Source organism: Chitinophaga skermanii, from assembly GCF_003259335.1.
Classification (GTDB): domain Bacteria; phylum Bacteroidota; class Bacteroidia; order Chitinophagales; family Chitinophagaceae; genus Chitinophaga; species Chitinophaga skermanii.
This window is the reverse complement of sequence record NZ_QLLL01000013.1, coordinates 1-14,033: the sequence shown is the minus strand read 5'-3', so window position 1 is coordinate 14,033 and position 14,033 is coordinate 1. Positions and strand designations below refer to the sequence as shown.

9 protein-coding genes are annotated in these 14,033 nt (G+C 42.4%); all 9 read left to right on the top strand.

Going from position 1 to position 14,033, the window contains the following annotated elements; translation table 11 throughout:
• Positions 1-2: 2 nt before the first annotated feature.
• On the top strand, positions 3-1,742 hold the full coding sequence (locus LX64_RS24130) for an XdhC family protein (RefSeq protein ID WP_111600275.1): 1,740 nt from the start codon (positions 3-5) through the stop codon (positions 1,740-1,742).
• The gene (gene moaA, locus LX64_RS24125) at positions 1,739-2,722 is read left to right on the top strand and encodes a GTP 3',8-cyclase MoaA (RefSeq protein WP_111600274.1); all 984 of its coding nucleotides are present in this window, start codon (positions 1,739-1,741) and stop codon (positions 2,720-2,722) included. The genes LX64_RS24130 and moaA overlap by 4 nt, the downstream gene beginning before the upstream one ends.
• Before the next feature lie 11 nt (positions 2,723-2,733).
• The gene (locus tag LX64_RS24120) at positions 2,734-3,933 is read left to right on the top strand and encodes a molybdopterin molybdotransferase MoeA (protein ID WP_245952814.1); all 1,200 of its coding nucleotides are present in this window, start codon (positions 2,734-2,736) and stop codon (positions 3,931-3,933) included.
• Complete coding sequence (locus LX64_RS24115) at positions 3,926-4,666, top strand: sulfite exporter TauE/SafE family protein (protein WP_111600273.1); 741 nt, start codon at positions 3,926-3,928, stop codon at positions 4,664-4,666. The genes LX64_RS24120 and LX64_RS24115 overlap by 8 nt, the downstream gene beginning before the upstream one ends.
• Position 4,667: 1 nt before the next feature.
• Positions 4,668-4,895, top strand: coding sequence for a MoaD/ThiS family protein (locus LX64_RS24110; protein ID WP_111600272.1), 228 nt, complete (start codon positions 4,668-4,670; stop codon positions 4,893-4,895).
• 11 nt (positions 4,896-4,906) lie between these two features.
• Positions 4,907-6,010, top strand: coding sequence for a ThiF family adenylyltransferase (locus tag LX64_RS24105; RefSeq protein WP_111600271.1), 1,104 nt, complete (start codon positions 4,907-4,909; stop codon positions 6,008-6,010).
• A 5-nt stretch (positions 6,011-6,015) separates the two neighbouring features.
• The gene (locus tag LX64_RS24100) at positions 6,016-6,447 is read left to right on the top strand and encodes a molybdenum cofactor biosynthesis protein MoaE (protein ID WP_111600270.1); all 432 of its coding nucleotides are present in this window, start codon (positions 6,016-6,018) and stop codon (positions 6,445-6,447) included.
• 4 nt (positions 6,448-6,451) lie between these two features.
• Entirely contained in the window at positions 6,452-7,363 is a 912-nt protein-coding gene (gene moaCB / locus LX64_RS24095) for a bifunctional molybdenum cofactor biosynthesis protein MoaC/MoaB (RefSeq protein WP_111600269.1), read from the top strand.
• Between the two features lie 197 nt (positions 7,364-7,560).
• Positions 7,561-14,033: MBG domain-containing protein (locus LX64_RS24090; RefSeq protein ID WP_148707442.1), on the top strand; the 6,473-nt coding region annotated here is incomplete at its 3' end.

The window sequence follows — 14,033 nt, the reverse complement described above, 5'->3', positions numbered from 1 at the left end:
TTATGAAAGAAATTAGGCAAATCATACAAGCGATTGAAAAAGTGGGCAATACTGAAAAAGCAGTATTGGCCACTGTTGTGCATATTGAAGGATCTGCCTACCGGGCGCCCGGTGCGCGTATGTTGATTTTACCCAACGGCGCCATCGTTGGAGCCGTAAGCGGTGGTTGCTTGGAAGGCGATGTATTAAGAAAAGCATTACTAGTAATGGCAGAACAAAAGCCACACCTGGTAACCTACGATACTTCCGAAGAAACGGGTACAGCCGGTATTGCCATCAGCCTTGGGTGTAGTGGGATCACCAGGATTTTACTAGAACCCATGCAAGCACATACGCATCATACCGCTTTCTATTTCCTACAGAAAGTAAATACCCTCCGTGAACCGGTAGTGCTAGCAACTTTCTTCACGCCGAACGATAAAAAATCCACTGCGCAAGGTACCCATTTACTCGCGTTTCAAAACAACACACACGAAACGAATGGAGCACTACCCATTGCATACGAACGATTACAAGCAGATATACAGCACGTATTCGCATTGCAAACGTCATCTTTTGTGCAATTCAATGAGTGTACTGTTTTTCTCGAATATATCAAGCCCAATCCCGCACTTTTAATAGCCGGGGCAGGGAACGATGTGCTTCCCTTAGTTGCTTTGGCAGATGTGCTGGGATGGGATACAACTTTACTAGATGGTCGTTCTTCATACGCCAATGAAACCCGTTTCCCTTCCTGTCAAATTGCTGTTGGCGACCCGGAAACATTGATGAAAGAGAGGCAGGTCGATGAAGAAACAGCCGTAATTATTATGTCGCACAATTATGCGTATGATAAAGCTGTATTGAAGATCGCTTTGAATAGTAAAGCAAAGTATATCGGCATTTTAGGCCCCCAACAAAAGCAGAAACGATTGATGGATGAGCTAACTGCTGAAGGAATGCAAATCCAAGAACAACAAAACCGGGTATATGGCCCAATTGGTTTGAATATTGGAGCCGAAACCCCGGAAGAAATCGCCCTGTCTATTATCAGCGAAGTAAAGGCCGTGTTTGCAAACAAACCGGGCACTTCTTTGCGTATCGAACAAAAGAAACATATCCATAAACGCATAAAACACCTAGCTACGCCTTTAGAACAATACGCGGTGCTGGTATTAGCAGCCGGGCAATCGAAACGCTTAGGTAGCCCCAAGCAAGCATTGATGTACAAAGGAGATACCCTGTTACGTAATACGATTAAAACAGCGCAACAACTCGGTACATCCACTATTGGAGTGGTAGTAGGCAAGGAGGTAGAAACTACACGCACCCAGTTGGCAGATTTACCCGTTACCATCATCGAAAACCCGCAGTTCGAAGAAGGTATGGGAAGTTCTATTCGCCACGGGGTAGCTGCACTACAGGCAATACATCCCCAATTAGCTTTTATCCTCATCCTCGTATGCGACCAGCCTTATTTGGATTCATTCCATCTACGCCAACTCATGCACGAACAACAAGCGCGGAATGTACCTATCGCTGCTAGCACGTACGAAGGCAGAAACGGCGTGCCGGCATTATTTCGTGCCGATATGTTCCCCGCTTTGCTAACTTTACAAGGCGACACCGGCGCTAAACATGTAATCGCCCATACCGAAAATATTGCCACTGTAGATTTCCCTGGCGGTGCTTTCGATATCGACGATCAAGCTTCTTTAGATGCCATTACCCACAACGCACTTTTAACTCGATCCGAAGCATGATGATAGATAGGTTCCATAGAAAACACGATTATTTACGGATCTCGTTAACAGATCGGTGCAACCTACGTTGTACTTATTGCATGCCCGACGAAGATTTTCATTTCATGGATCGTTCTCATCTCATGCAAGCCCATGAAATTGAAAGCTTGGCAAAGTCGTTCGTAGAGAACGGCGTTACCAAAATCAGGCTAACAGGTGGAGAACCTTTAGCACGACCAGATTTTGCTGATATTCTTCAACGGCTCTCAACTTTAGGTACACAACTAACAATCACCACGAACGCCGTTTTATTACATCGTTATGTCGATGTATTACAACGTGCTGGTGTACAACAATTGAATATCAGCTTAGATACTTTGTCGGCTGATAAATTCATGTTACTCACTCGCCGGGATAAATTCCACCAAACAAAAGAAAATATTCAAACCGCTCTACACAAAGGCTTTGAAGTAAAAATAAACATGGTAGTTATGCGCGGCATTAACGATCATGAAGTACTGGATTTTATTGCATGGACAAAGCATGAAAAGATCGAAGTAAGGTTTATTGAGTTTATGCCTTTCGATGGAAATCATTGGGAGAGTGAAAAGGTGGTAACTAGAAAAGCATTACTCGATGTCATACAAACCGTGCATCATGTTGTTCCGCTTGAAAATGCTCCACATGCCACAAGCACCGCCTTTAAAGTGCCCGGATTTACAGGTAGCTTTGCCATCATTAGCACCATGAGCCACCCATTTTGCGGCGATTGCAACCGCATGCGCTTAACAGCAGATGGCAAAATGAAGAATTGCTTATTCTCTAAAGATGAAGTAGATCTATTAACTGCTTTAAGAAATGGATTACCTATAACGCCATTGATTCACCAATCTATTGCTAATAAAGCAGAAAAACTAGGTGGTCAATTCGGAAACACTTCTTTCGAGCATTTAAAAAGTACGGAAATAATCAACCGCAGTATGATCAGTATTGGCGGGTAAAAATGAGTATGATGAAAAGTATGATCACAGTGGCCGAAGCATCAGCATTAATGGAAGCAGTGCCACTAACGAAGAAAATTATACAAGTACCCATAGCGCAATCAACCGGGGCAATATTAGCGGAAGACCTATTTGCAAAGATCGATATCCCAGCATTCAATCAATCTTCTGTTGATGGCTATGCTATCCGTTATGATAACCAATTTTCCAACAATGCTTACAAAATTGTAACTAAAATTGCGGCAGGTAATGCGGCTCAACATAGCATTCAACCCGGCGAATCGGCACGCATTTTCACCGGTGCTCCTGTTCCGGAAGGGGCCGATACAATTGTGATGCAAGAAATGACGCGCATCGAAAACGATGCATTGCATATCAATTACCCGCAATTACAAGCATTCGAAAATTTCCGTCCTGCCGGCTCCGAAATTAAGCAAGGGGCGCTTGCTTTACCTAAAGGAACACGCATGAGCCCACATACCATCGGCTTCCTTGCTGGTTTGGGGTACGACCAAGTGCCGGTTTTCGCTTCGCCTACCGTGGCACTGATTATTACTGGCAACGAATTGCAAACACCCGGTCAACCTTTACAGCATGGCCAAGTATACGAATCTAGCTCGTACATGTTGCAAGCTGGCTTGCAGCAAATGGGCATTAGCCATTTGCAAATATTCCGTGCAAAAGATACTTTAGAAGAGGTAACAACACAATTAAACGCCGCTTTACATGCTGCCGATATTGTAATGTTAACAGGTGGTGTAAGTGTTGGCGATTACGATTTTGTTGTACAAGCAGCGAACAATTGCGGTGTTACGCCCATCTTCCATAAAGTAAAACAGCGCCCAGGCAAACCCTTATATTTTGGTACAAAAGGCGAAAAACGAGTATTCGGCTTGCCGGGAAATCCTTCTTCCGTACTAACCTGCTTTTATATATATGTGTGGCCGTTTATTCGCGCTGCACAAGGGCAAACTACTGAACTAAAGCGTTTACAAGCACCGCTTGTGAACGAATGCAATAAAAAAATTCAACTCACACAATTCTTAAAAGGTACTTATATAGATGGCCAAGTAACCATCTTAACCGGCCAAGAATCTTACAGGATGGCAAGTTATGCGCAATCAAATTGCTTAGTACATCTCCCGGAAACACCGAATCATTACAAGACGAACGATATTGTTGAGCTGATTATATTACCAATGTATGGATAACGAATACTTGATTTACCCTTTACTACTACTCGTAGCCTTTTTATATTCTTCCGTAGGCCATGGTGGCGCTAGCGGCTACTTGGCATTAATGGCACTATTCGGTGTACAAGCCGCTGTTATGAAGCCCACGGCCTTATTACTTAACTTATTCGTATCCTTAACGTCGTTTACCTTTTATTTCAAGGGTAATTATTTCAATAAACGCTTATTCATTCCCTTAGCACTAGCTTCAATACCCTTGGCCTTTATTGGTGGAAGTATTACCATTCATGCCGATATCTATAAAAAACTATTAGGTGTTTTTCTATTGATTCCCGTTGCTCGTTTCTTGTTTTTTAAAGACGTTCAAGTGGATGAAACAAAACAACCATCTACATTTTGGCTTATTATTATCGGTGCTTCCATTGGTTTACTGTCGGGTATGCTGGGCATTGGAGGCGGTGTGATATTATCACCGGTATTGTTATTACTTCGTTGGACAAACCAAAAACAAGCAGCCGCCATTAGTGCCTTATTTATTTTTGTAAACTCTTTAGCGGGCTTACTAGGCCAGTTAACAAAAGGAATTACCTTCAGCCCGCAAATGGTATCATACGTTGGTATTGCATTCGTAGGAGGATTACTCGGTTCGTATTACGGCGCCGTGAAATTCCAAAACAATACCATTAAATACCTGCTCGCTGTGGTGTTAGCAGTAGCATCATTCAAATTGTTTTTACCGAATTTATTATAATATGGAAGTGTTGGTGTTTGGACAATTAACGGATATTACTGGCAGCACAAGCTTACAGTTGCCCACTGTTGCTAGTTCCGATGAATTACGGGAAATGTTACATACACAATTCCCATCTTTGAAAAGCATCACGTATTTAATTGCTATCAATAAGAAAATTGCGAAGCAAAATATGGTGATCGATCAGCATGCTGAAATTGCTTTACTGCCGCCATTTTCAGGAGGATAAAAATAACGACGATGGATATAAACGAACAAGCCTTCGCGCGCTATCATCGACAAATACGCTTGCCGGGTTTCGGCATTGCATCGCAAGAACGATTGCAAGCTGCTAAAGTTCTCGTAGTTGGCGCAGGCGGCCTTGGCTGCCCAATACTTGCTAGCTTAGCCGGTGCAGGTGTAGGAACAATTGGTATAGTGGATGATGGATTAGTGGAACTAAGCAACCTACATCGCCAATTTCTATTCGGCATGAATGATATTGGTTTACCCAAAGTGGATATAGCCGCCCGTCAATTAGCTGTATTAAATCCAAGTATTCAAACTCATACATACAACTTCCTACTCACCAACCACAATGCCATCGATCTCCTAACGCAATACGATATTGTACTCGACGGCACAGATAATTTTACAACACGCTATATGCTAGCCGATGCTTGTGCTTTTATCTACAAGCCCTTGATATACGGTGCTGTTTCTCGATTTGAAGGACAAGTGGCAGTATTCGAAAATGGATTGAGTTACCGCGATGTATTCCCCGTTCCTCCCAAACCGGGAGAAGTGCAAAATTGTGAAGAGGCCGGCGTGTTGGGATATTTACCTGGTATAATAGGTAATATGATGGCAGGAGAATGTTTGAAGTGGATAACAAAATTAGGCACCACCCTAAGCGGAAAATTACTCACCTTCTCGGCCCTGGATAATCGTTTCTTGGAACTCGACATAGATTCAACCGCGGAAGGTAAATTGGCTAGGCCCACAAGTAAGGAAGAGTTTGAAAGTCGTGATTACGCCATGCTATGCGGTACAATACCACTTCAAGCACGTGAAATTAGCGTAGAAGAATTTCGCATCTTCACCGCTACTGAAACCCCATCAATCATAGATGTACGGGAGCTTCACGAAGAACCTAGCCTAGGAAAATTTCCGCATGAACGTGTGCCATTACAAACTTTTTTACAAGCATTCCCATATGTAGGAGATGGAGCCGTTATATTTGTTTGCCAAAGCGGTAAACGTAGTTTACAAGCTGCTGAATTATACGCGGCATCTCATCCACATCGCATGGTATACAGTTTACGCGGTGGAGTAATTGCTTTATTAGAAAACGGTTTATTGTAATCATTATGGAACAAACATATTTTCATCAAGGTGCTATTCCTGCAACGGTAATAGCGGAATTGATCACTACTTATAGTAGTAATGTGCAAATTGGTGCGTATTCCATGTTTACAGGGCAAATTAGGGCCGATGTGCAGAACGGGAAAACAGTCACCGCTATGGAATATACTACCTACAAAGAAATGGCAGCACCATTACTAGAAGAACTGGTAGCAGATGTAACAAAGAAATACGGATTACAAGGTTTAACGGTGAAACATAGCTTAGGTATGGTACAAGTAGGGGAAACCTGTTTATGCGTTGTGGCGGCTTCTGGTCATCGAAAAGAAGCTATGCAGGCTTGTAATGAGTTTGTAGAGCGTTTGAAAAAAGATATTCCTATTTGGGGAAAAGAACTACTAGGAATAGAAGATTATCAATGGAAAGTTAACCAATAATTGTATGGTCGATATCACACATAAACAAAATACATTGCGCAAAGCGGTCGCATTAGCCGTGGTACAAGTATCATCACAAGCTACCATCGACGCAGTCATTGAGAAGCGCATCCCGAAAGGCGATATCTTCGAGTTTGCCCGTGCAGCCGGTTTATTCGCCATTAAAAGAACCAGTGACGCCATCCCCGATTGCCACCCTTTACCGGTAGAATATAGCCACTTTAGCTTCGAAATCGACGGCCTGCAATTGAAAATCTACGCCGAAGTACATACCATCTACAAAACCGGCGTTGAAGTAGAAGCCATGCACGGCGCCATGATTGCCGCGCTAACGATTTACGATATGTTGAAACCCATCGACAAACAAGTGGAGATTCACAACGTAAAGCTGGAAAGTAAGAAAGGTGGTAAATCGGATATCATCCCGCAAAAAGATAAAATTATTAAAGCTGCTGTAGTGGTATGTTCCGATCGTGCTTCGCAAGGTGTGTATGAAGATGAATCAGGTAAGTTACTAGTAGAATTGTTACAACAACATAATATACAAGTATCCCAATACACCATCATCCCCGATGAGATAGCGGCCATTCAAACCCAAACCCATCAAAGTGTACAAGCCAACATCGATTTGCTCTTGTTCACCGGTGGTACAGGTGTTTCACGTCGTGATGTTACGCCGGATGCTATTAAACCATTACTCGATGTAGAAATGCCGGGTATCATGGAAGCCGCCCGCAATTATGGGCAACAACGCACACCATATGCAATGCTATCACGCGGGGTAGCAGGTTTTATCAATAATACCTTGGTCATTACCATGCCAGGATCGCCTAGGGCAGTGAAAGAAACGACGGCTGCTCTGTTCCCTTATATCCTGCATGTTTTTAAGGTTCGACACGAACAAAGCGTGCAATAATGAAAGCATAACAAGTTATTATACAAGCGCATGCATAACATAATATACATGCGCTTTTTTATTGTTAGATATATATTATATTTGCATAATATTAACTGGTATGAATTGCCCTGTGTATGAGAAAAGATATTCAATACACAGGGTATTTTCATATATGCCTATGTAACGATTACACTGAAAATCCCTATCTGTTTTAGATGAAGCGACTTCTACTATCCCTGTTTTTAGTTTTGTTTTTTGTTCCGCGTTTATTTGCACAAGTGCCCAGTGCAGCGGGTGTATTATATGTTGTAAAAGGTGCTACCGGCAATGGCTCATCCTGGGCCAATGCCATGGGCGAATTAGGTGATGCCTTGGCAGCTGCGCGTAGTTTGAATGCTACACCATCCACTGTACGTGAAATATGGGTAGCACAGGGAACATACTATCCAACTGAGTATATAGATATTGCAAACCCACTTACGCGTTCAAGAACTTTTCGCCTATTACCAAATGTAAGTGTGTATGGTGGCTTTGCAGGGAATGAGACCGCTATTTCACAACGAAATATTCCTGCCAATCGCTCCATTTTAGATGGCGACATAGGTACCATTAATAATTCGGCAGATAATGTATTGCATGTAGTTACATGTTTAAATGTGAGTGGTTTCGAGTTAAATGGTTTCGACATAGTGAATGGCAATGCAAATAATGCTGGTGCCCAAATAGTAGAAGCGGTAAGCCTAGGTACAAACTATGGTGGAGGGATATATGCTACTTATGCTAACGGAAGTTTGAAGAATTTAAGGCTGATGAATAACATAGCTTCTTCTTATGGTGGAGGCATGTTATTATATATTTCTTCATCCTTGGTAGTGGAGGATTGTGAGTTTGCAAATAACCTAGCATTGAATGGTGGGGGAATGGTATATTACAATACTATCCCATCTATATTAAATAGGTTAACATTTACAAATAATAAAGCCACCTCTACGGGTGGGGGTGCAGCTGTATTATTTGGTACAGCCACATTCGCTAATACTATTTTTAAGGGAAATACGGCGACTTCGTTAGGTGGCGGTATCACCACATCTAATTCCGGAGCTTTGGTAATTACGAATTCGCTGATTAGTGGTAACGCGGCAGGCACTTCTGGTGGGGCAATTTCTGGTACAGCCGCTTCTTGTACCATCAGAAATACAACCATCAGCTCAAATTATAACGGTAATGCAAATGCCAATTCTATCAACCTCACACAGCCAATAGATTTATACAATTCCATTGTGTATAGGAATACTCGGAATGCTTTTATAGGTAGTAATGTTTATAATAATTATGTAGAGAGCCTTTCTACGCCTGTTAACGGCAATATTGATGGCTCGCTCGATCCCCAATTAATTTCTGCTCCATTGCCAGTGGCTGGCGGTACCACTAGCGGGGATTTTAGGTTGAAAGCAAACAGTCCTTTAATAGACGCAGGATTAAATAGTTACTTTACCGGTTTAGGAGCGGCTACTCTCGACTTACAAGGCAATCCACGTGTAACCGATTATGCTACAAGCGGGGTAATTGATATGGGAGCCTTTGAATTTGGTGTACCCGTTGCCCAAACAATTACGGCACCTGCCAACCTTATATTTGTATATGGCACGGCCGACCCTTTACTTACGGCTACAGCTAGTTCTAATTTAACTGTTGAATACACTTCTTCGGATAACGCAATTGCCGAACCTTATCAAGATGCCGCAGCTGGGAATGCTTGGAAACTTAGGATAAAAGCAGTAGGTGCTGTAGCTATTACAGCTAAGCAGCCAGGCGACGCAACCTTTGCCCCAGCCACCGATGTAATTATTCCAGTAACAGTTACCAAACCAATACTAACAGTTACTGTAACGGATGCCGTTTTTTCCTACAATGCTACCCCGTACAGTGGAGGTAATGGATATACCGTAACCGGTTTTGTAAATGGTGATGACGAATCCGTTATTTCAGGTACCCCTGTTTACGGAGGCGCTGCACAAGGAGCCACCAATGTGGGTAATTATGTATTAACACTGGGCGGGTTAACGGCCACAAATTATGATATTACTTTTGTAGATGGCCGTGCGCGTATTTTACCTGCTTCCTTAAATATTGTAGCCGACGATGATTTTAAATCCTACGACGGCTTCCCATATACCATAGCTTCGAATCACAATGTTACTTACACAGGTTTTGTGGGTACAGATAATGAAACGAACGCACTAACTGGTAGCTTAAGCTTTACCGGGGATGCCCAAAATGCAGTAAACGCAGGCACCTATTCCATTACTCCAACAGGCCTAACTTCACCGAATTACTTCATCAATTATGTTCCGGGAACATTAACCGTGAACAAATCGTTGTTAGTGATCAAGGCTAGAACCGAAATAACGAACTATACAGGTGCTGCATATGTTAATACTGCCGGCGTAACCTATACCGGGTTCATGAATACAGATACCGAAACAAGTCTTGGTGGTACGCTAACTTATGGTGGTACATCGCTAGGCGCTATTAATGCCGGTACTTATGTTATCATGCCTACGGGGTATACCTCTACTAACTACGATATCTTTTACCAAAGTGGTACCCTCATTATTTCAAAAGTAAACTTAACTGTGAAAGCGAATGATTATACAAAAATGTATGATCAAGTGCCTTATACAGGTGGAAATGGTGTGGTAATTACAGGGTTTCTAGGAACAGATAATGTGTCGTCATTAGGTGGTACATTAACCTATGGAAGTACTTCGCAAAATGCGGTGGATGTGGGTTTGTATGATATTCGCCCAAGCGGGTATACATCGCTGAACTATAATTTTGTTTACCAAGTAGGGCAATTGCAAATTACAAGGGCGCCGTTACTCATTACAGCTAACCCCGCTACGCAAGCATATACAGGAACAGCTTATAATGGTGGAAATGGTGTTACTTACAGTGGATTTGTTGGAACGGATAATGTTACCAATTTAACAGGCACATTAGCATACGGAGGTTCTTCACAAGGAGCGATAAATGTAGGCAATTATAATATTACACCTGGCGGGTATAGCACCAATAATTACACGATTACGTATGTAGCAGGTACATTAACCATTCAACCAACACAACTTGATATATACGTCGATAATATCGTAAAACCTTACGATGGATTACCTGTCAATACATTCACGTCAACAATTACCGGGTTTGTAAATGGTGAGAATATATCCGTGCTAACAGGTTCATTAACTTACACAGGTACAGGGGTTAATGCTGTGAATGCTGGGAATTACTTGGTTACACTAAGTGGCCTCTCATCTCCCAACTACAACATTGTTTACCACAGCGGCACTGTAAACATTCAACAAGTTAATTTAATCATAACGGCCAATGACCATTCACAAACCTATAATGGTGTTGCATACACGGGAGATAATGGCTATACATATGCAGGTTTTGTGAATAGTGAAACGGTGGCTGCTTTAACTGGTACCTTAAGTATGACAGGTACTTCGCAAGGTGCCATTAATACCGGTACTTATACATTAGCACCTACGGGTGTATCATCAACAAACTATGTCATCAACTTTGTACCAGGTACGTTAACCATTACCCCCGCTACTTTAGTGGTAACAGCCACAAATGCTACTAAAGTATATGATGGCCTTACTTATACAGGCGGAAATGGTGCAACGTATATGGGTTTCGTGGCGGGAGAAAATGAAGCAGTACTAAGTGGAACATTGGCTTACATCGGTACTTCCCAAGGTGCCGTAAACGCAGGTAATTATATCATTACCCCAAGTGGTTACACATCTACCAACTACAATATCATCTACCTCAACGGTACACTCAACATTGCAAAAGCTAGCTTAATCGTTACAGCCGATAACGCCAATAAAAGCTACAATGGCCAAATATACACCGGCTTTACCGCTACCTACGTAGGCTTCCAGAATGGTGAAACAACAGCTAATTTATCCGGTAGCCTAAGCTTTACAGGTAGTGCAACAACAGCTGTAAATGTGGGAACATATGGAATTGTGCCAGGTGGTTTTACTGCTGCGAACTACGATTTTACTTATACAAGTGGGCTATTCGTGATTGATCCCGTAAACTTAATCGTTACAGCTACAGACCTTACTAAATCTTACGATGGTATTGCATACACAGGTGGTAACGGCGTAACATATTCAGGTTTTGTGGGCAGTGAAGATGCCACCGTTTTAGGTGGTACATTAACCTATTCAGGTACCTCCCAAGGTGCAGTTAATACAGGTAATTATGTGATTACCCCCAGTGGTTTAACTTCTACGAATTACACAATCAATTTCGTCAACGGTGCGTTAAATATCGGCCAATCAATCTTAACAGTTACCGCAGTAAACGATACGAAAACATACAACGGTATTGCCTACAATGGCGGAAATAACGTTACATATGCCGGCTTCGTGAATGGTGAAAATGCAACGGTATTAAGCGGTACATTAACTTACAGTGGAACCTCGCAAGGCGCTACCAACGCAGGTACCTATACCATCTTACCAAGCGGCTTAACGTCTACGAATTATACGATTCAATATAATACAGGTACATTAACCATCACCCCGGCCAGCTTAACAGTTACGGCATCTAACGATACCAAAGTCTACGATGGTGTCACTTACAACGGCGGTAATGGTGTAACGTATGCCGGTTTTGTTGGTACTGAAGATGAAACAGTACTAGGTGGAACATTAGTTTACAATGGTACCTCCCAAGGTGCCATAAACGCAGGTAATTATATCATTACCCCAAGTGGTTACACATCTACCAACTACAATATCACCTACTCCAACGGTACACTCGATATAACAAAAGCTGGTTTGTCGATCACCGCAGATAATGTTAGTAAAAACTACAATGGGCAAGTGTACACAAGCTTCACCGCTAACTATACAGGTTTCCAGAATGGTGAAACCGCCGCTAATTTAACAGGTAGCTTAAGCTTTACAGGTAACGCAACCACCGCCGTAAACGTCGGTACTTACACGGTTACACCAAGTGGTTATACTTCTACGAACTACGATATTACTTACAATAACGGCTCGCTGGTAATTAGCCCTGTAAATTTAATGGTGACTGCTACAGATGTTACGAAAACCTATGATGGTATCGCATTTGTTGGAGGTAACGGCGCTACATATACAGGCTTTGTAAATGGAGAAGATCCAACGGTATTAAGTGGTACATTAGCTTTTAATGGTAATTCCCAAGGTGCTATTAATACAGGTAGTTATAACATTACGCCTAGTGGTTTTACTTCTCCCAACTACATGTTTACATATGTAGCTGGTACACTTACGATTACCCCCGCTAGTTTAACGGTGACTGCCATCGATGATACCAAAACATACAACGGCATTGCCTACAATGGAGGTAATGGCGCTACTTATACAGGCTTTGTAAACGGAGAGAATGCGACGGTTTTAGGTGGTACATTAACATACAGTGGTACCTCCCAAGGTGCAACCAATACAGGTAATTACCTCATTACCCCGGGCGGTTTAACATCTCCTAACTATACGATCAACTTCAATAACGGTACTTTACAAATTACCCCGGCTACCTTAACTATCACTGCCACGAATGCTACCAAAGTATATGATGGCATTGCATACAACGGTGGTAACGGTGTAACGTATGCTGGTTTTGTAGGTACTGAAGATGAAACGGTACTTGGTGGAACATTGGTTTACATGGGTACTTCACAAGGTGCCGTAAACGCAGGTAATTATATCATTACCCCAAGCGGTTACACATCTTCTAACTACAATATCACCTACACCAACGGCACCCTCGATATATCAAAGGCTGGTTTGTCGATCACCGCAGATAATGCTAGTAAAAACTACGATGGCCAAGTATACACAGGCTTCACCGCTAACTATACAGGTTTCCAAAATGGAGAAACCGCCGCTAATTTAACTGGTAGCTTAAGCTTTACAGGTAATGCAACCACCGCCGTAAACGTCGGTACTTACACGGTTACACCAAGTGGTTATACATCTACCAACTACGATATTACTTACAATAACGGCTCACTGGTAATTAGCCCTGTAAATTTAACGGTGACTGCTACAGATGCTACGAAATCTTATGATGGCATTGCATACACAGGTGGTAACGGCGTTACTTATACCGGCTTTGTAAATGGTGAAGATGCTAGTGTATTAGCTGGTACATTAGCTTACACAGGTACTTCCCAAGGCGCTATTAATACAGGTAATTATAACATTACGCCAAGTGGATTCTCTTCTTCCAATTACATGCTTACATATGTAACCGGTACACTTACGATTAACCCCGCTAGTTTAACGGTGACTGCCATCGATGATACCAAAACATACAACGGCATTGCCTACAATGGTGGTAATGGCGTTACTTATACAGGCTTTGTAAACGGAGAGAATGCGACGGTTTTAGGTGGTACATTAACATACAGTGGTACCTCCCAAGGAGCAACCAATACAGGTAATTACCTCATTACCCCGGGCGGTTTAACATCGCCTAACTATACGATCAACTTCAATAACGGTACTTTACAAATTACCACGGCTACCTTAACAATCACTGCCACAAATGCTACCAAAGTATATGACGGCATTGCATACAATGGAGGTAACGGCGTAACGTATGCAGGTTTTGT